Raw genomic sequence first — 19,357 nt, 5'->3', positions numbered from 1 at the left:
TGACTTCCTATGCAGCCTGTTTTTCTAATGAGTCAGAAAAGCGCTTCTTGTAGCTGCGTAACATACTCAGGCTGAATATGGCTGTTACGGTTTCCGCGAACAGGATGCTCGCCCAAATGCCTTGTTCTGGGAATAGCTTTGGCAAAATCATGATGCCCAAGGCGACGAACACAAAGCCGCGTCCAAGAGATATCAGTGTTGCTTGTTTAGGTTTGGCCGTTGCCTGAAACAGGTTGGCGATCACTAAGTTTATGCCCATCAGCGGCACAGCAAAGAAGAAGAACGTCAATGCGGTTGATGACAGTCCAATTAAATCGCTTGAATCACCCAAATAGAGGGCTGCGATTTGTGGAGCAAACAGGTACACCAGAACCATAAACACCAAGCCGCTACCAATTGCACTTTTTAAACCTAAGCGGAAAATCGCTTCGATTCGGTTTGGTTGGTTGGCTCCATGATTAAAGCTGATGATTGGTTGGCAGGCTTGAGCGATTCCGACCATCACAAACAGGGCGAATACCCCGATGTTTGCCGTTAAGCCATAGGCGATAATATGATTCTCACCAAACTGATGCAGCAACACGTAGTTGAACAATAAGATGGTCATCGCTGCAGTTACTTCAATGAAGAATGTCGGCGTACCTATTTTTAGGATGCTTGGCAGTTTTCCCAAACCAATCCCTTTTAAGCTCATTTCCAAGGTGCCTTGTCTACGTACAAAGTGGCTTAATAGAATACAAGCGATAACACCTTGAGCAATTGCTGTACCGTAGGCCGCGCCTTTCATACCCCAGCCAAATTCTAAGACGAAGAAGTAGTCCAAAACTAGGTTAACCACAGCACCTATCGACATCGCGTAAGTCGCCAGTTTTGGGTTGGTATCGTTACGAACAAAGCATGACATGACCCAAGCTAACGAGTACAACACAAAGAATGGCAGCATCACAGACAGGTAATCGTGAGTCAGTTCAGCCATGTAACCAGAAGCGCCCATTAACGCAATCATGTCGTCTAAAAAATACAGGGCAATGCTGACTGAAATGGTGCTAAGCACAGCGGTACTGAGCATTGATTGGCTAAAGAGAGTTTGACCCGACGTTGTATTTCCTTTACCGACTTCGATGGACATAAGTGCTGCGCCACCAATGCCCACCATCATGGCAATGGCGGTGAATATTGAAAAAGCAGGGATGGTTAAAGCGATAGCACCAAGCCCATCAGGGCCAACACCGCGTCCGACGAACCAAGCATCTCCCATGATAAAAAGAGACTTGATCACCATGCCGGTTAGTGCGGGCCAAAGGTATTGATAAAAGGATTTTGAGATCGGATCAGTTTTGAGATTAATGCCCATTCCAGAAAGCTCCCAACAAATTGGATGAAATAAAGAGGGAGCATTATCCGAACTTAAGTGGATTCTAAAAAGGGATTATCTGCGCATTATGTTGCACGATCTGCACATCGAGTTCGAAACTCTGCGGGTGACTCTTTCATTTGGCCACGATAAAAACGACTGAAATAGGCAGGGTCTTCGAAGCCGAGTTCAAAAGCGATGGTTTTAATTGTCTTGGTAGAAAAGATCAATTCACGGTTCGCTTCTAAGATGGTTCGATCATGGATTAACTGAGTAACGGTTTTACCCCGTTCCGCTTTGACAATCTCGTTGATGCGCTTGTTCGTGATCGACAGCGCTTGCGCATAAAATTCGCATTGTTTGTGCGTGGCGTAATGTTGCTCAATCAAATCAACAACCTTGTTGACTCGGCTGTCGCGCACTTCACCTTTCAATGAGGATTGGGTGGCGAAACGTAATATGTAGCGCAGAAAACTATTCATTAGTGATTCTACCAAATCCCAGTCGCTATCCACTCGCTCACACTCTTCTTTGATCATGGTGAAAATAGGTAGCAGGTAACGGTTGCCTTCCTCACTGCAATCCAAATAGGGAGGGCGACTTTGATGCATGGCAAAAACGGTGTCGACCAGTTGTGTGTTGCGATGATTGGTTTTGACAAACCCTGGAGTAAATACCAGTAAACGAGCATTTTCTCCCACCAATTCTGAGCGATGTACTTGACCGGGAGCAATGGTAAAAATACGCCCGACTTTGTTGTCGTAGTCGACGAAATCAATACTCTGACTACCGAGATCATCCACACACCACACCAACTCCCAATACTCATGTCTGTGTGGTTCTAAGAACGCATCGTCGCTGTTAGACAACTCCGTCACACGGCAGGGCTGACCTTTGATTAGGCGCATGTGTTTGATGGGAGTACTCATGGCATTCCTTTGTTGGAGAAGGGCGCTGAAGGCTATGACCAAAGCCGACAATGATTGGTATTTGTAATGTAGCCGATTGCGACTTTTAAGTCATTCGCTTGCCATTATCAATGAGTGAAAGAATGGATGCGGTGAAACAGACAGGAGTATGCAAAGAGGAGTTAGGTGGAAGGTTGATTTGAATAGCTAAATAGAACCCTAGAAGCACATTCCGAGCTTCTAGGGTGATTCATAGAGTTTAGTTGCTGCTCGCTGTTTTTAACGAAGAACGCAGCTTAAAGATCCCTTTTGGTGCCTTGGTCAGCAAGATGCCACAAAGCAGAGGAATCATCATAAGCAATGACTGTTCAGAAAGCACTTCACCATTGATGTAGCAAGAGATCAGCAGTGCTACTACCGGGAAAATTAAGAAGCAGATAGACGCTTGGAAAGGGGTCGAAACTTGTCCTAATTTGAAGTAAGCCACAATGCCGCCAACACTCGCGACAAAGCCAAGGTAAACCACGGCTGAGATTGAATCCCAAGTGAAGGATTCAACGTTAACGCTTTCACCCATCGCTGAAACTGCGAACAAGAATATAGAAGCAATTAAGCTCGGTACGGCGTTGTAAGTCAGTACTTCGATTCCTTTGCAGTGCTTTTGAACCAACACATACATAACCGCATGAATCGCCACAGCAAGGCCTAAACAAATCGTGCCAATCAGGTAGTCATCGCCACCCATTTGCATTTCGTTGCCAAGGATTAAACATAGGCTCACAACAGCAGTGATCAAGCCGAAGATTTGATGCTTCGCTAAGCGCAGACCTAAGAATAAACCCGACATCAGCATCACAGCGACCGGCATGTTGGCGAAGATGATCGACGCCAAACCAGAAGAGATGTATTGCTCTCCATAGATCATCAAAGTGAACGGAATAGCAAAATACATCAGTGCCACAATAAGCAGCCATTGACGTTTACCCTTTGGGAAAAGCAAAGGTTGGTTGAACACTTTCGCCAATACCGCGAGCAACGGTGCAGCCAATAAAAAGCGCAATGCAGTGGCAAAAATAGGTGGGATAGAATGCAATGCCACTTCCATAGCGAACCAAGTGGTTCCCCAAATTAAGCAAACAGAGACAAAAAGCAAGATAGTTAGCGACTTCGAATTCATGGTGACTACTCATTAATAATTATTTTAAATCATAGGCTTGTAGCGCCTTAATGACGTGGCACAGTATAAGTAGGTAGTCGGAGAAAAATTTTGTCTTTTTGTCTCTAATTGAAATGATTTGTGGAAAATAAATCTCTAATATAATTGATTTGTATAAATTATTTCTATAAAAGTAGATTAAGTTAAAGGCATTATTCTTTGTAAGGTCTAATTTGTGAGTTTGTTTATGGATGTTTTCTGATGATGTAACTTTTATGAGTAAGACTCGGCATATCGTTTTAGATCGTCAATGAAGGCCCGAATTCTGGCCGGCATTTGCAATCCAAAATTGTGTACGATATAGAAAGGAGCCTTAAGCTCTATTTCATCTGGCAGTATATTAATTAATGTACCATTTTGGAGGTCTACTTCAATTGCTTGTTTAGGAAGACACGCAATTCCTAACCCAGATAAAGCCATCATTCGTATGGTTGGCACACTATCTCCAACTCTGTTTGCTCTGAATTGATAGGTACTTATTTTCCCTTTATTGATAGCAAAGCTTCTTTGACTGTTGATACCTTCCCATTGATTGGCAATGTAGTCATATTTTGAGAGGTCATTTGATGTGATTGGAAGCTGAATTTGTACCTTTGTAAGATAATCAGGATGACAGCACAGTACTTGTTGAAGGTCTCCTAGCCTTATAGCTCGAGATGTGGAATCAGGAAGTTCTCCAACGGTGACCGACAGGTCTATGTATTTATCAATAAGATCTACGCGCATATCGTTGGCCAATAGTTGAGGCTCTATACGAGGGTGGCTTTTCATAAACTCACACATTGCAGGTCCAATAAGATGTGTCATCAATGTGTGTGGAGATGTGATGGTGATTGTGCCTGCAAAATCAGAACAGGACTCGCGCACTTCTTCTTCCGCAAGCGACATTAGTTTTCGCATTTCTAAGCATCTTTGATAAAAACGTTGTCCAGCGTCGGTTAAGGATTGGCGACGTGTTGTTCTAGTGAGTAATTTCGCACCAAGGTGTTGCTCAAGCCCTTGTAAGTGATGGCTAACGACAGATTTTGATAGATCTAGCTTATCAGCCGCTTTCGTTATGGAGCCCGATTCTACAATTTGAGCGAACACTTGCATGCGATGCAATTCGTTTTTCATGGTGATTTATTGTCTCATTAAATCGAACTATGTTTGAAATTTTACTGTATTTATCTATTTTTACAAACAAGTAAGATTCTCCTCGTACCTTAACAAGATAAGAAAACGGAGAGAATGATGACTATTTTAGTGCAATTTACCTTGAGCCATACTGAAGATAAAACGGCAGAGGTCGTTGAGTTTTTTAACGAAATCTTGCCAGATACTCGTACTTTTAACGGCAACCTTTCTGCGGAGCTTTATCAAAAAGATTTGTCTGAAAATGCCTTGGTTTTATGTGAAGAATGGGAAAGTACGGATCACTTCAATGAATACATTGCTTGGCGCAAAGATATTGGCGATTTTGACCGTTTAGGTGCGATGCTTACGGATATGCCTACCATTACAGTCCTGTCTAAAATCGTCACATCATCTGAGGTGTAATGATGAATAAGATATGGAGTCCCTCTTCAGTACCAGCTCCGGCCGCTAACTATCATCAATGTGCGTTAATCCCCGCCGGTTCAACGCGGTTACATATTGCTGGGCAACTTGGGATTGATAGCGAAGGTGTGGTTGCTGAAAGTGCGGAAGAACAGATTGTACTGGCTTGGACAAATCTGAGAGGAGTGCTTCAGGCAAATCAAATGGATATGGAAGATTTAATCAGTGTAAGACTGTACTTAGTTGATCGGAATGATATGTCTGATTACCAAGCCGCAAAGCAACGATTGCCCTTTGATGTTGGTGGGCTTCCAACGACATTATTGTTTGTTCAAGGGCTCTTTGATGAGCGATGGAAAGTTGAAATTGAGGCCGAAGCGGCGAAACTGATTTAAGTCGATTATTGGATTTTTAATGGGCAAAAAGATCATTATGTGAAGCCAAAAGCCCCTTTATCTAATCGTTGATAAAGGGGCTATTTCTAATCGAGAAACTCCTGCTCAGCGACGTATAGTGATTTGGTTGAAATCAATCCAACCATTAGCTAACTGTTCAACGGGATTGACTGTTTTGGCATAATTGAGTTGCTGTTTAACGCGGAAAATCGGCCTATAAACACCGAGCTTTATTAGCTGTGCCTCGAGTTCTAGAAAGGCTGATTGTCGTTGTTGGTAATCATTGAGTGTCCAAAGTTGCTCAAGGTTTTCATCTCGCCACTGTTTTTGCTCATCAGTGAGGCACACTTCTAATGCGATAGAACTTTGTAACCACCCCATCCAGCTGCTGTCGAGGTTATCTGAAAACACTTCACCGCTAATTAATATGTCAGCATCTTTTAGGTTATCCGGTTGGCAAAAATCTGGAAACTCGAGCACTTGATATTCGCAAGCAAAACCGAGCTCATTCAATCGATGACAATAATGACGAGCCATTTTGATGTGGTCAAACAGCTGGTAGGTCAGGATCTTTAGTGGTTGGGTAGGTTTGGTTAATGAGTCAGCTAAATGATGAACGGCTTTCAATACGTCTTGATCATTGGCGTTAATAAGTTTAGGGCTTGATGACTGGCTAAAAGTGGCAAGCATTCCATTGGCATAACCGATGCTCTGTCTAGGGATATCTTTAGCTACACCAAGTATGCGAAGTAATTCACTTATTGATTGGCAGCGCTCTGGTTTTTCAAACCAAGGGTGACGATGTGGGTTAATCAAGGCGTATTCGCAACCTTTTTCCCACTGTTCCATCTCTTCAAGCTCCAACGATATTGAGGAATGTTGGTAATGCGGGTGCGAATGAACAATATCGCAGTGCATCTCATAGTCTTTGGCTTTATCACCGACATTCCATATCTCTATGCCATCTACCCAAGGGCGGTGACCATGATAGTGTTTGAATGCTTCCAGTCTGGTAAGCCATTCAGACTGTTCGACCAATTTAAAGCTGCCACTACCAAGGAGCGTATCTCCTACCTTTTTCGTAATACCCGCGGCTGAACTGGATAGCAGTGACGGTAAATATCCTGCGTTGGCCTTGGTATCAAAATAGAGATGAAGTGGGTCTACAACCGTGATATTTGAGATGCAGTGAAACTGCTGACTATTGTGGTGAGAGCTATTGAGCAAGCGTCGGAAATGGTTTTTGATGTCTTGCGCTAGAATCGGCGAGCCGTCATGAAACACTAAACCTTTTCGCAAAGTGAAATACCAACGACTTTCATCTTGGTACCAGTCAATTGCAAGGTCTCCCTCAAACGAGTGAGTTAGTGTGTTGAAACACAGTAAATTACTGCACAGGTAACGAGTGATATGCGCTTCAGTGCGTCGTGTTACTTCAATCGGGTCTAGGTTATGTGTGCCTCGATAAAAGGGAATTTGCAGAATATCGAGTGTGGTCGGTAAGCTCTGATAACGGCTGATATAACCAAGTAGAAACTGATCGCGTTGTGAATCATCAATGAGCTCTAATGCTTGGTCAACTTTGTTTTCCGATAGTAATTCATCAATCCTCAGTTCTAATTTATGGTTCACGTTTTTGAGTAGAGTGAGTGTGGGTAGGTTGCCTCTGCCAATACCTGACTTCCAATCAATCAAGCCCTCGTTTACTAGCTTTTTTATAATTAGCTGTGCGTTACGTTTGGTACCCCCCAGAGCTTCAGTAATTTCTGTCAACGAAAGTTGAGTCGGTTGGTTAATGAGTACCCGAGAACGTAAAAATGCCAGTGCCTTCCAGTAATGCATAAAGGTGAAATCCTTGTTCAATCTTTCTATTTTTCTTCATCTTTTAATCTCGATAATAAAGTTATTCGATTGTTTTTAAAAGGAATGAAAAATGGAAGGTGTAAAAGCTTCAAAGGCGACCAACTCAATTTGGAAAAACTCGAGCTTTATTGTTTTGTTTTCGACGGCGTTTTTTGTCGCCTTTGGAACTAAGATTTATGACCTTGCTCTTCCCTTGTTGGTGTACGAGTTAACACAGTCCTCAGAGATGATGGGCTGGATGAGAGCCGTTGAGTTTTTGCCAAATCTGCTTCTAGCGCTGTTCATCGGTGTATGGGTTGATAAGTTTAATAAGAAGCAGTGGTCGCAATGCATGTTGCTTGGGCAAGTCGTTGTGTTGGTTATCTCGTATATCGCTGTGCGATGGTTGTCGAATCCTTTATATGTGCTGTTCCCGTGTGCATTCCTAATGATGGCGTTTAACTATGGCTATCACAATGCACGTATCGGGATGATGAAAAATGTCTTACCTCAACAAATACAAAATACAGCTACTGCCAGAATGAGTTCCTTGTACAGTTTGTTAGAAACGGTTGGTCCGGTGTTGTCTGGGGGATTGCTTCTCTTATCAGCGTTACATAACGTGTTTCTACTTATTGCAGTTATGTACGTGCTTGCTTTTTGGCAGCTCAATAAGTTGGACCTCAAATCGTCTACGCCCGTTGTCCATCAGTCGGTGTTTAGCGCACTAAAAGAAGGCTGGTCTATTTTGTATGCGAACAAGAACATGTGGCACATCACCTTGGTAGTGATGGTGATTAACACCACTGGATCTATTTTCTGGATTCAAGCCATCTACTTTGCCAAAGCGGAGTTGGCACTCAATCACATGGAAGTGGGGTACTTGATCGCGGCTTCAGGCGTGGGCGGCTTATTAGGTTCTTTTACCGCAGATAAAGTTAGAAAACGTATCGGACTCGGCGTGCTTCTAATTTTGTCCGTTGCATTAGAGGCGTTTGGATTCTTATTTCCAGCGTTATTGAGCCAAAGTTATTTACTACAAGGTGTCTCCGGAGAATACATAGTTGTGATTGAAAAAGGCTTATTAATGGCGTCGTTCTTGTGGGTGAGTGCTATTGGTGTTTACAGCAGCATCTGTATCTGGAGTTATCGCCAAGAAGCCTTCGAGGAAAAGCACCTTGGCCGCGTGGCAGGTATTACCGGATCGTTATTTAAACTGTTGATGCCATTTGGTTTGGCTGCTTCAGGTTATCTGGTGGCGATATTTGGTATACCGACACTCTTTGCTGCCTGTTTTGTCGCTCAAGTTTTCGCGGCTCTTGGGCTCATGATGACCAATGTCCGACGTATTCCCTAGTACGTTGACGTTTTTCTTTTAGCAAGTTTGCATGAAAAACGCTACTGGCAGCAAAGTTATAGCATAGAGTGTTGAAGGTTTATTTTGTTCACGTTCATACTGAACAAAGGAACGGCATTACATTGAAATGAGGTAAGGCATTTGAAAAACACAATCGACTTAAATTTGTATCGATTTTTGGATCTGCTTTATGAGCAACAGTCTCAGGCGAAGGTGTGTCATATTTTGGATATCAGCCGAGCGACGTTTAATCGTCATTTGGCCGATTGCCGAGATCTGTTTGCTAATGAATTATTCATCGCGACCAAAGGTGTTTACGCTCCGACCTTGTTCACCACTCAATTGATGTTGGTGGTGAAAGATCCGCTAGAAAAGCTAGAGCAAGCACAGCAAATATCGCAGTCGTTTGTCGGAGCCGATTCGAATATTGAATATGTTTTTCATGCTGCTAACCCGTTGAGCACATTGTTTACCGTTCCCTTATTGAAAGGGTTAACAAGTGAAGAATCAAAGCCCAAAATATCAATGATGGATTGGTCGCTAGATGGGGTTGAGTTTCCGAAAGCAGGCACCTTAGCGATTGGTGTGTCAGGTTACCCCAACGAACTGAATGATCGTATTGTAGAACGTAAAGTCGGTTCGCTAGACTTGTTCGCTTATGTGGCTGATGCACATCCTTTAGCCAAAAATGAAACCATCGACCTTACTCAGTTAGAAAGCTTTGATACGGTGCGTGTTTCGATGGGCTCATTGGATGCCAACTCTTATTACGAACGTCTGAAAAAACGCACAGGGCTAGTGTTACAGCAAAAGCTGACGGTCGCGTCGGTCTCCTCAGCTCTGGAATGTGTTCAGGTGAGCCAATATGTATTTGTTGGATTTGATATGGATTCAGCCGCCATACCAAGCGGGCTTAGTCAGCGACCTGTATTGTTCAATGGAGAAACGGTGACTTTTGATGTTGGTATTCAGTACCACCGTGCTTGTTATCAACACCCCATAGTGAAACGCATCGAACAGATTTTAAGTGAAAGCTTGGAAAATCATTAACGATGAAATAACAGAAAACGCGCCGATTTAGGCGCGTTTTTGTTTAAGGTTTACAGCTTGATTAAAGGCTCAGCTCAGGCTTGGTGTTACAGCTTTACCTCTTCAATATCGCTTGGTTTCCACGTTTTGTCATACCAAGCTTCTTGTGGACCATAGAGTCTCAGCACCGTAAACCAACCTTTGCTCGGAACCGTCTCAATCCAGTTCGATTCTTTGCCTTTTGGAGCGGTAGGGCCAAAGTACAAATCAACCGAACCATCTTTGTTTTCAATGAAGTCATCACGCTGATTATTCTTACTTGGCAGCGGTTGGTTGGTTTGTAGCTCTGAACGTGTTTGCGTGTCGTAAGCCACGATAGACCAGAAGTTCTTAGCTGGCACATTCGCTGGAATATTCAATCTATAGTGCTTGCCACCATCAAAGTATTCACCGTCTTTTGCTTGGTCAATCAATGCGTATTGAGAGCCCTTTTCGATAAGCTTCAGAGCCATCGCTGGTGTATTCACTGTCGCGATGTAGAAGAAGTAAGAACGAGCATCTAGGTTGCGTCCGCCTGCACCTTGGTCGACTAACCATTGGTAATCTTTGCCGATAAACGCCGTTTTCCATAGGCGATCTTCATAGATGTAAGCCTTCTTGTCTCTTGGTTGGAAGTACAGAGATCTCGCTGTTGCATTACCAATCGCGACGCCATCTTTCATCAGTTTTTGCATGCGCTCATCGGGTGCAAAAGGTTTGTTCTTCTGAATACCAATGCTCGACATTAATCCACGAAGCTCTGGGTCGATGAAGGAAATCGGCTCTTTATCTAGCACCGTTTTAATCTCGGTGTAGAAGTGCTCATCGTTTGCATGAATGGTATTGAATGATTTGCCGCTACCAGAGATGAACTCCATTTTTGGTTGATCATCTTTCTTCGCTAATGGGTAGATCTTCAGCTTCTCTTTATAAGCTTTTACTGCTGCGTCGGTCTTACCATCTTTCAGGAATCCGCGCGCAATGAACCAGTTGGTGTAGCTGGTGGATTGTGAAACAAAATAGCCTTCAGGCACTTCGCCTTCGTAACCTGGTGGTAGAATCAAGTACTTACCGCCTTTGCCTTTATCAGGCCCTACGATGCCTAAGTCAGTAACAAAACGAAAGAACGCATCGTTCACCGTGGTTGGTCCCATGCCCTCTGGTACCTCAATGACGGTTGGACCATCTTTCTCAAGGTCTAGGAAAACTGAAGCATAAACGGTGTCGGTGTTACCTGTTAAAAATAGAGGGTTTGAATCCATCAGATTATCGAACACCACCACTTGGTTTGATGATGTTGAACCGATCCCTTCATGACCAACACGCAGAGCTTCAAGTGAAGCCATTGGAATCGCATTGAGGAACACCTCTGTTGAGCGAAGCGTATCTAGATTGTCATAAAGCTTTTGCGCGGTTTCAGCCGTTGGCGCACCATCTTTAAAATTCAATTCGCCGATGCTGGTTTGCACTGTATCTGGCGTCATGATGCTTGACGGAATATCAGTATTGTAGTTTTCAGTCGCCAGTACTTGGTGTGAGATAAAAATACTGCTCGCTAACACAATTGCTTTTAGCTTCGACGTAATCATGATGTCACCTTTCAGTTTCGTTTCGATGTACTTACTTTATGCTAGTCGAAAAAACATATCTGATACGCGGCAGGCTCAAAAATGAGTCTCAAAGATCGGTTTAAAAGGTGGGGGTAAGAAGACGCTCGCAAAATACGGTGTCTGTACTGTAATTGTTAGTATTGTAGATAAAACAAAACCCGCACTTGGCGGGTTTATTAGTAACACTCTAAATCTTTTTACTGCGTGACGGGTTTGACCGTTTTGGTTTGCCTTACTGCAAGGATGAGCTGCGGCAGTAGTGACATCACGATCATGCCTGTCATTAACGAGTACTGTACCGCAGTGAAGGATTCACCCATCAACACCATGCCTGTTACGATGCCAGCAACCGGGTTAGCGATGCCACCGAAGGTGAAATCAACCACAGACATACGTTGCAGCAACCACACATACATGCCGTAACCTAGTGCTGTGTTCAGTCCAATCACCCACAATAGACCCATAGCGTTGCGAGTATCGAAATGAGTGACAGCATTAACATAAGGTTGTGGGTCGATGAAGGCATGAACGCCAGACGCGACAGATAAAATCGTACCGCCTAAAATCAGCTGCCATGTTAATACCTTCCACCAATGCATGCGGTTACCCAGTGACTTGGTAATGCTGCTGCCGATGACAATACACATGATCGCGGCGAACATGGCACCCAAGCCGATAGGGTTCAGTGCGATTTGGCTTGGGTTGAACAGAATCCAAGCTAAGGTGATCAAGCCAATGCCAGAAAGGGCTTGAATCAAATGCGGGCGTTGCTTTTTCACTACCCAATGGAAGATCATCGCGAACACAGGCACAGAGATCATACCCACGCCAGAAATCGCTGAAGGCAGCGTTAGTGCCATCACGAAGATCAAGCCAAAGAAGGTCGCAATATTGATAAGGCCTAATGTGAAAATGATCTGCCACTCACCTTTTTTAGGCAGTGTCGGCTTTACTGCTAGCAATAACAAACCAGCAGGTAACGCACGCAAAGCACCCAGTAATAATGGTGGCCACTCCTGTAGCGTAAATTGCGTCACTGCATAGGTTGTTCCCCAAAAGAACGCGGGGATCATTGCTAATAATATGTTCATTTAAAATATCTTTACGTTAAGATAACTATTGTGTGAACTGTATACTGAGAGCTAGTGGTTGTAAAGTATCTTTATGTTAAACTAGTTTGAAGTAATCAAGACTAATAACGGAGCGAGATTGCAAATGGATGCTATCGACCGCGTAGTAGAGCAATGGGCAAAGGAAAAGCCTGAGCTAGAAACTGAGCCTATGGCAATGATGGGCCGGATTATGCGTATTGCCAAGTATATGGAGACTCAGGTTGCCGAGCTTCATAAAAAATACGACATGAAACTCGGTGAGTTTGATGTGCTAGCCACCTTGCGACGTTCTGGAAAGCCTTACCGACTCACTCCCTCAGAACTGATAGGTTCGATGATGCTGACATCAGGTGCGATGACCAATCGCCTTGATAAACTGGAAGCCAAAGGGTTGATCAGTCGTGAGCACAGTAAAGAAGACAGACGCAGTGTGAGTGTTCAGCTAACCAAAGATGGTTTGATTCTGATTGACCAAATGATGACTGAGCATGTTGAAATGCAGAAAAAGCTGGTTAAATCTCTGTCTGCGAGCCAGAAGAAGAACACCAACCAATTGCTAAAAACATGGTTGAGTGCATACGAGTAGTTTCGCGGCTCTCTTTTTAGATTCATTAAAAAACCGAAGCTCAAGGCTTCGGTTTTTTCTTTTGTAAGTCCCGTTAATGACTGGATTATGCTTGGAGCATCTCGTCACTAAACAGTTCTGCGCAGCCAATGCCATTAATGGCGCAGCTTTCGTCGATGTCTGAAATGTCACCGCTCACGCCGATAGCACCCAATACCGTTTTATCCTTGTCTCGAATCAGTAGCCCCCCTGGAACTGGCACCATGTTTCCGTGTGCGAGCACGTTTACGGCGGAGATGAATGCTGGTCGGTTGTCAGCATCTTGGGCGAGTTTTCTAGAGGAACAACCCAGTGCGAGTGCCCCCCACGCTTTAGCAATCGCGATATCTGGTCGCATCATGCTAGAGCCATCTTGACGTTGCAGAGAAATCAGTTTGCCACCACTGTCTAAGACGGCGACCGTCAAAGGTTCTGTGTGGATCTTGTTTCCTGCTTTTAAGGTTCCATCGATGATGGTTAACGCTTGTTGTAGAGTCAAACTTCCCATGTTATCTCCTAGTTTTTCAAGGGGCATACGTACCAAGCTCAGCCAGCCAATCATTACTCTTGTTTGTGAATATCATTGACTGATTCAGCTCGGTACAAGAGTCCTAACTGGACTCTTGTAATAGCCCATAGCTGGGTAAAGTTAGGAAGGCAGCGAACTCTTCGGCTGTAGAAAGTTGATAGAAAAGATCAGCTGTCTCTTCAAATCGACCTGCTGCGTAGCGCGAGTCACCGACTTCATGTTTTATCGTGTCTAACTCCTGGTAAAGCCAAGAGTGGAACAGTTGTTTGGTAAAGGTTTGGCCGTCATCAAGCGTGACGCCGTGGTGGATCCATTGCCAAATATTGGCTCTTGAGATCTCTGCGGTGGCGGCATCTTCCATAAGGCCGTAGATAGGTACACAGCCGTAGCCTTGAATCCAAGCTTCGATGTAATACAGCGCAATGCGTATATTTTTACGTACTCCTGCTTCGTCACGGCTGCCCTCACAAGGTTTTAGCAACGAGTCTGCATTGATCACATGCTCTGGGCTTTGGAAATCCATTTGGTTTACTTTGCCATCTAAGTGCTTATCAAAGATCGACATTGCCAAATCAACCAGTGCAGGGTGCGCGACCCATGTGCCATCGTGTCCGTTCTGAGATTCTCTTTGCTTATCTTCGATAACCTTGGCGGTTACACGCGCCATTTCTTGCGGATCTTTTGCTGGAATAAAGGCCGACATACCACCCATCGCCAGTGCACCGCGAGCATGACAAGTGCGCACCAGTAGTTGGCTATAGGCATTTAGGAATTCTTGATCCATGCCGATCCCGTGGCGGTCAGGCAGGATGCGGTCTTTATGATTTTTCAGCGTTTTGATGTAGCTGAAGATGTAATCCCAACGGCCACAGTTCATCGCTACGATATGATCACGCATTGCGTACAAGATCTCTTCCATTTGGAAGACGGCTGGAAGTGTCTCAACCAAAACCGTCGCACGAATTGTGCCTTTGGGTACGTGGAAATAGTTTTCGGTGAAGCTGAAAATATCGTCCCACCACTGTGCTTCTTCCATGCTCTCAAGCTTGGGAATGTAGTAGTAAACCCCTAAATCTTGTTGTGCTCGTGATTGATAGTTGTGGAAAAAGTACAAAGCGAAGTCCATCAAGCAACCGCCGATAGGCTGATTATTGAATTGAATGGATTGCTCAGGAAGGTGGATCCCTCGTGGGCGTGCGATCAGCAGTGCAGGATCGTCGTTTAATTGGTAACGCTTCTGCTTCTTCTCATCGAAATAACTAATGGTGCCAAGATTGGCATCTCTTAGGTTGATTTGCCCTTCGACCATATTGGCCCAAGTCGGGGAAGAGGCATCCTCAAAGCAACACATGAAGACTTTCGCGCCTGAGTTTAGCGCGTTGATCACCATCTTTCTTTCGATAGGTCCGGTGATCTCTACGCGTCGATCCAGTAACTCTGGCGGCGGTGTCGCCACTTTCCATTCTTTATTCTGACGAATGGAAATGGTGTCCTTTCTGAAATTGGGTAACTCACCGTTGTCATATTGAGCTTGTTTTATGTCACGGTCATTTAGCAGGGTATGACGGCGATCTCCAAACTTATTAACAAGGGCTTCTAAGAACTTTAATGCATCTTTAGACAAGATCTCTTTGTACTCGGAGTTGTCCATCTTCCCAAGTACCTGCATACACAGCACATCTTCTCTCTCTTTCACGTCATTCATCATTGCTTGTCTCCTTTACACAATACGATGTCATTTTGTATACAAAATGCTCTTTTTAATGATATTTATATGGTAGAAATTGTAAACAAGCAAACGGTATTTAACATTTATTTATCATTTGATCTTTTTGTAATTTATTTTTACGTAAAGATATTTTATGTAAAGTAATGAATTGTAAGCTTTTCAGGGTAAGTGCGGACTTAATGTGATGGGCTGATGTAATGAAAATGTTTCATTTTGGGCTTGATAAATGCTGAGGATGATTCATAGTACACAAAAGTTAGTTTAATTGTATACAATCTGAGCTGGAGGTTCGAATGGCAATTATGAAAGCGATTGAAGCAGCGGTAGAAGTGCTTAAACGTGAAGGTGTATACATCGCATTTGGTGTTCCCGGCGCAGCAATAAACCCTATGTATGCGGCTATGAAAAAGCTCGGAGGAATCGACCACGTCTTAGCTCGCCACGTAGAGGGCGCATCGCATATGGCTGAAGGGTACACACGTACCAATCAAGACAATATCGGTGTGTGTATTGGTACATCTGGCCCTGCGGGAACGGACATGATCACGGGGCTTTATTCGGCGTCTGCAGATTCAATCCCAATCCTATGTATTACAGGTCAGGCTCCGCGTGCTCGCCTTCATAAAGAAGACTTCCAAGCGGTTGATATTGAATCTATCGCTAAACCAGTGACTAAATGGGCAACCACGGTGTTGGAACCTGCACAAGTGCCACGCGCATTCCAAAAAGCCTTTCATTTAATGCGTTCGGGTCGTCCGGGTCCCATCCTGATTGATCTACCGATTGATGTTCAGCTGGCTGAGATTGAGTTTGATATCGATACCTATGAACCATTAGAACCTTACAAACCGCAAGCAACTCGCGCGCAGGTTGAGAAAGCATTAACCATGATGTCTCAATCGGAAAAACCGCTGATTGTATCGGGTGGTGGCGTGATTAACGCTGGCGCATCTGAATTGTTGCAACAGTTTGCCGAGATCACTGGTGTTCCTGTGATCCCAACCTTAATGGGCTGGGGATCGATCCCGGATGATCATGAGTTAATGGCGGGTATGGTGGGGCTACAAACTTCTCACCGTTACGGTAACGAAACCATGCTGAGTTCTGATTTTGTGTTTGGTGTTGGTAACCGCTGGGCTAACCGTCATACCGGCTCTGTGGATGTTTACACCGAAGGCCGAAAGTTCGTACATGTAGACATTGAACCAACCCAAATCGGCCGTGTGTTTTGTCCTGATTTAGGCATTGTCTCTGATGCGAAAGCTGCACTAGAGCTAATGGTTGAAGTGGCGCAAGAGTGGCGTGATGCTGGCAAGCTGCCGAACCGAAATGCTTGGGCAAGTGAGTGTCAGGAACGTAAGTCGACCATGCTGCGTAAAACCAATTTTGATGAAGCGCCAATGAAACCGATGCGTGTTTATGAAGAGATGAACAAGGCATTTGGTCGTGACACTTGTTATGTGAGCACCATTGGTTTGTCGCAAATTGCTGCCGCTCAATTCCTACATGTTTATAAGCCGCGTAACTGGATCAACTGTGGTCAGGCTGGCCCATTGGGTTGGACAACACCAGCCGCATTAGGTGTACGGGCAGCCGATCCAAATCGCGATATTGTCGCTATCTCTGGTGATTATGATTTCCAATTCATGATTGAAGAACTGGCGGTAGGTGCGCAGTTCAACTTGCCATACATTCATGTGTTGGTGAACAACTCCTACCTAGGCTTGATTCGTCAAGCACAGCGCCAATTTGATATCGACTATTGTGTACAACTGGCGTTCGATAACCAAAATGCGCCAGAACTTGAAGGCTACGGGGTTGACCATGTAGCCGTTGTTGAAGGCCTAGGTTGTAAGGCAATTCGAGTTCGTGAACCAGAGCAAATTGCCGCGGCGTTTGAGCAAGCCAAAGAGCTGATGAACAAGCACAAGGTGCCAGTGGTCGTTGAGCTGATTCTTGAGCGAGTAACCAACATTGCGATGGGTGTAGAGATCAACGCTATCAACGAATTTGAACCACTTGCCGAAAACCGCGGCGATGCCCCAACGGCGCTAGCGTACAAGTAATCATTAAGTCATGTGTATCCGTAGAGCTGAGGTTTAGCTCTACGGAAAGTCTCCAATAGAGCGAGGCTTGATTACAAATAACCAGATTTTCACAGATAAAGAATAAGGACAGAGTCATGGCAAAATTTGCAGCAAACTTGTCAATGTTATTCACGGAAGTTGATTTTATGAACCGCTTTGAAGCTGCCGCAGAAGCAGGCTTTCAAGGTGTGGAATATCTTTTCCCATATGCCTTTGATGCGGATGAGATTAAACAAAAGCTTGATGCTAATAACCTTGAGCAAGTGCTATTTAACTTGCCGGCAGGGGATTGGGACGCCGGCGACCGCGGTATCGCGGTCGACCCTGCACGAGTTGAAGAGTTTCAAGCGGGCGTACCTAAAGCCATCGCTTACGCAAAAGTACTCGGCTGTACTCAAGTGAATTGCTTGGCCGGGATTGTTCCGCAAGGTGTGACCCAACATGACGCGCAATCGGCGTTTGTGATTAACCTGCATTACGCGGCGAACGCGCTAGCAGCAGAAGGCATCAGCTTAGTGATAGAAGCGATCAATACCCGCGATATTCCGGGCTTCTTCTTGAATACCACAGAGCAAGCCAAAGCGATCATTAAAGAGGTAGGGAGCGATAACCTTTCTATCCAATACGATATTTATCACATGCAAATTATGGAAGGCGACCTTACGCCGACCATGCAACAGAACATTGGTCAAATCGCACACGTGCAACTGGCGGATAATCCAGGCCGACACGAACCGGGTACCGGCGAAATCAATTACCCATTCGTGCTCAACTATCTTGATGAGCTTGGTTATCAAGGCTGGGTGGGCTGCGAATACAAACCTAAAACGACAACGACAGAAGGCCTTGGTTGGCTGCACCAGTACCGTTAATTCCGTCTGGTAACCCTCAAACGTTAAGGAGAACAACATGTCTAAAATTGCATTTATCGGAACTGGCATCATGGGTAAACCTATGGCGAGTAACCTTCAAAAAGCAGGTCACGATTTGATTCTGTCGGATCACTTTAATGCAGCACCTGCCGATCTTGTGGCAGCGGGCGCAACGGTCTGCCACTCACCAGCAGAAGCGACTGAAGCAGCGGATATCATTATCTTAATGGTGCCTAACACTCCTCAAGTTGAAGATGTCCTGTTTGGTGACAATGGAGTTGAGAAAGGCCTCACGGCGGGCGGAGCAACTGGGAAACTGGTTATCGATATGAGTTCAATCTCGCCAATCGCAACCAAAGCCATTGCCGCTCGAATCAACGAAGGTGGTGCTTCATACCTTGATGCTCCGGTTTCAGGTGGTGAAGTTGGCGCGATAAACGCGGCTCTGACTATCATGGTGGGCGGTGAGCAAGACGCCTTTGATAAAGCACGACCTTTGTTCGAAATCATGGGTAAGAACATCACGCTAGTAGGTGACAATGGCGCAGGTCAAACCTGTAAGGTCGCAAACCAAATCATTGTAGCGCTGAATATCGAAGCCGTGTCTGAGGCGTTAGTCTTTGCTTCGAAAGCAGGTGCTGATCCAGCACGCGTACGTCAGGCGCTATTAGGTGGCTTTGCTAACTCTAAGATCTTGGAAGTGCACGGCGAGCGCATGGTTGAAGGCACATTCGACCCTGGCTTTAGAATCTCACTTCACCAAAAAGACCTCAACTTAGCGCTAACGGGGGCGCAAGAATTAGGTGTCGCACTACCGAATACGGCCAACGCTCAAGAGTTGTTTGGTGAGTGTGCCGAGATGGGCGGTGAAGGTTGGGACCACTCTGCGCTTATCCAAGCGATTGAGAAACGTTCTGACCACTCGATTCGTTAATCTAGTTAACGGTTTGTCCGTTTAGTGGTTAGTCAATCAACCGATTATCCGTTAATTAATTAGGGCTGCTATCGATTCGTAGCCCAACAGTTTGTTTATAAATCGCGTAGTTTCGTCTCCTTTTATACGCGTTCCTGATACGAGGCAGAGGTTGAAGTTGTTCCTTTCCAACTTGATCTTAGCAGGCACCCTTTGGCCTTG

Annotated in this window: 17 protein-coding genes; 8 read left to right on the top strand and 9 right to left on the bottom strand. The window is 44.8% G+C overall.

All coding sequences use genetic code 11. From position 1 onward, the window contains the following. Positions 1–7 precede the first annotated feature (7 nt). The 4 genes from QUF19_RS19420 to QUF19_RS19405 all read right to left on the bottom strand — a co-directional run bounded on the left by QUF19_RS19420 (position 8) and on the right by QUF19_RS19405 (position 4,594). Positions 8–1,354, bottom strand: a complete 1,347-nt coding sequence (locus QUF19_RS19420) for an MATE family efflux transporter (RefSeq protein WP_286302399.1) — start codon at positions 1,352–1,354, stop codon at positions 8–10. Between the two features lie 86 nt (positions 1,355–1,440). Beyond that, a complete protein-coding gene (locus QUF19_RS19415; RefSeq protein ID WP_286302397.1) occupies positions 1,441–2,283 on the bottom strand; it encodes a helix-turn-helix domain-containing protein in 843 nt (280 codons plus the stop codon). Between the two features lie 238 nt (positions 2,284–2,521). Further along, entirely contained in the window at positions 2,522–3,439 is a 918-nt protein-coding gene (locus tag QUF19_RS19410) for a DMT family transporter (RefSeq protein WP_286302394.1), read from the bottom strand. Positions 3,440–3,691: 252 nt separating this feature from the next. Continuing rightward, positions 3,692–4,594, bottom strand: coding sequence for a LysR family transcriptional regulator (locus QUF19_RS19405; RefSeq protein ID WP_286302392.1), 903 nt, complete (start codon positions 4,592–4,594; stop codon positions 3,692–3,694). A gap of 114 nt (positions 4,595–4,708) precedes the next feature. Between QUF19_RS19405 and QUF19_RS19400 the strand changes: the two genes are divergently transcribed. Both QUF19_RS19400 and QUF19_RS19395 read left to right on the top strand, forming a co-directional pair. Then, on the top strand, positions 4,709–5,017 hold the full coding sequence (locus QUF19_RS19400) for a putative quinol monooxygenase (RefSeq protein WP_286302390.1): 309 nt from the start codon (positions 4,709–4,711) through the stop codon (positions 5,015–5,017). Continuing rightward, positions 5,017–5,412, top strand: coding sequence for a RidA family protein (locus QUF19_RS19395; protein WP_102436848.1), 396 nt, complete (start codon positions 5,017–5,019; stop codon positions 5,410–5,412). Before QUF19_RS19400 ends, QUF19_RS19395 begins: the two co-directional genes overlap by 1 nt. 105 nt (positions 5,413–5,517) lie before the next feature. On the opposite strand, the gene QUF19_RS19390 is transcribed toward QUF19_RS19395, so the two are convergent. Beyond that, positions 5,518–7,254, bottom strand: coding sequence for an ABC transporter substrate-binding protein (locus tag QUF19_RS19390; protein WP_286302384.1), 1,737 nt, complete (start codon positions 7,252–7,254; stop codon positions 5,518–5,520). 91 nt (positions 7,255–7,345) lie between these two features. On the opposite strand from QUF19_RS19390, the gene QUF19_RS19385 reads away from it, so the two are divergent. Together QUF19_RS19385 and QUF19_RS19380 are read left to right on the top strand one after the other, a co-directional pair. Continuing rightward, positions 7,346–8,611, top strand: a complete 1,266-nt coding sequence (locus QUF19_RS19385) for an MFS transporter (protein WP_286302380.1) — start codon at positions 7,346–7,348, stop codon at positions 8,609–8,611. A gap of 141 nt (positions 8,612–8,752) precedes the next feature. Continuing rightward, entirely contained in the window at positions 8,753–9,661 is a 909-nt protein-coding gene (locus tag QUF19_RS19380; protein WP_286302378.1) for a LysR family transcriptional regulator, read from the top strand. Positions 9,662–9,747: 86 nt separating this feature from the next. Here the strand turns inward: QUF19_RS19380 and QUF19_RS19375 are convergent, their stop codons facing one another. After that, entirely contained in the window at positions 9,748–11,268 is a 1,521-nt protein-coding gene (locus QUF19_RS19375) for a DUF1254 domain-containing protein (RefSeq protein ID WP_286302377.1), read from the bottom strand. Positions 11,269–11,486: 218 nt separating this feature from the next. Beyond that, positions 11,487–12,380 (bottom strand): DMT family transporter, encoded by an 894-nt coding sequence (locus QUF19_RS19370; RefSeq protein WP_286302375.1) that lies wholly within the window; start codon positions 12,378–12,380, stop codon positions 11,487–11,489. 124 nt (positions 12,381–12,504) lie between these two features. On the opposite strand from QUF19_RS19370, the gene QUF19_RS19365 reads away from it, so the two are divergent. Then, the gene (locus QUF19_RS19365) at positions 12,505–12,987 is read left to right on the top strand and encodes a MarR family winged helix-turn-helix transcriptional regulator (protein WP_017054932.1); all 483 of its coding nucleotides are present in this window, start codon (positions 12,505–12,507) and stop codon (positions 12,985–12,987) included. Between the two features lie 85 nt (positions 12,988–13,072). Here QUF19_RS19365 and QUF19_RS19360 read toward each other — a convergent pair whose 3' ends face one another. Both QUF19_RS19360 and aceB read right to left on the bottom strand, forming a co-directional pair. After that, positions 13,073–13,513 carry a GlcG/HbpS family heme-binding protein gene (locus QUF19_RS19360; protein WP_008220964.1) on the bottom strand — a complete coding sequence of 147 codons (441 nt, stop codon included), beginning with the start codon at positions 13,511–13,513 and terminating at the stop codon, positions 13,073–13,075. 103 nt (positions 13,514–13,616) lie between these two features. Continuing rightward, the gene (gene aceB, locus QUF19_RS19355; RefSeq protein WP_286302337.1) at positions 13,617–15,242 is read right to left on the bottom strand and encodes a malate synthase A; all 1,626 of its coding nucleotides are present in this window, start codon (positions 15,240–15,242) and stop codon (positions 13,617–13,619) included. A 314-nt stretch (positions 15,243–15,556) separates the two neighbouring features. On the opposite strand from aceB, the gene gcl reads away from it, so the two are divergent. The 3 genes from gcl to QUF19_RS19340 all read left to right on the top strand — a co-directional run bounded on the left by gcl (position 15,557) and on the right by QUF19_RS19340 (position 19,156). Further along, positions 15,557–17,329, top strand: a complete 1,773-nt coding sequence (gcl, locus tag QUF19_RS19350) for a glyoxylate carboligase (protein ID WP_286302335.1) — start codon at positions 15,557–15,559, stop codon at positions 17,327–17,329. A 116-nt stretch (positions 17,330–17,445) separates the two neighbouring features. Next, positions 17,446–18,222, top strand: coding sequence for a hydroxypyruvate isomerase (gene hyi, locus QUF19_RS19345; RefSeq protein WP_286302333.1), 777 nt, complete (start codon positions 17,446–17,448; stop codon positions 18,220–18,222). Positions 18,223–18,259: 37 nt separating this feature from the next. Beyond that, on the top strand, positions 18,260–19,156 hold the full coding sequence (locus QUF19_RS19340) for a 2-hydroxy-3-oxopropionate reductase (RefSeq protein ID WP_286302331.1): 897 nt from the start codon (positions 18,260–18,262) through the stop codon (positions 19,154–19,156). Positions 19,157–19,357: the final 201 nt, after the last annotated feature.

Origin of the sequence: Vibrio sp. FE10 (assembly GCF_030297155.1) — a bacterium.
In the GTDB taxonomy this organism is placed as follows: Bacteria; Pseudomonadota; Gammaproteobacteria; order Enterobacterales; family Vibrionaceae; genus Vibrio; species Vibrio apostichopi.
This window is presented reverse-complemented; position numbering and strand designations above follow the sequence as displayed.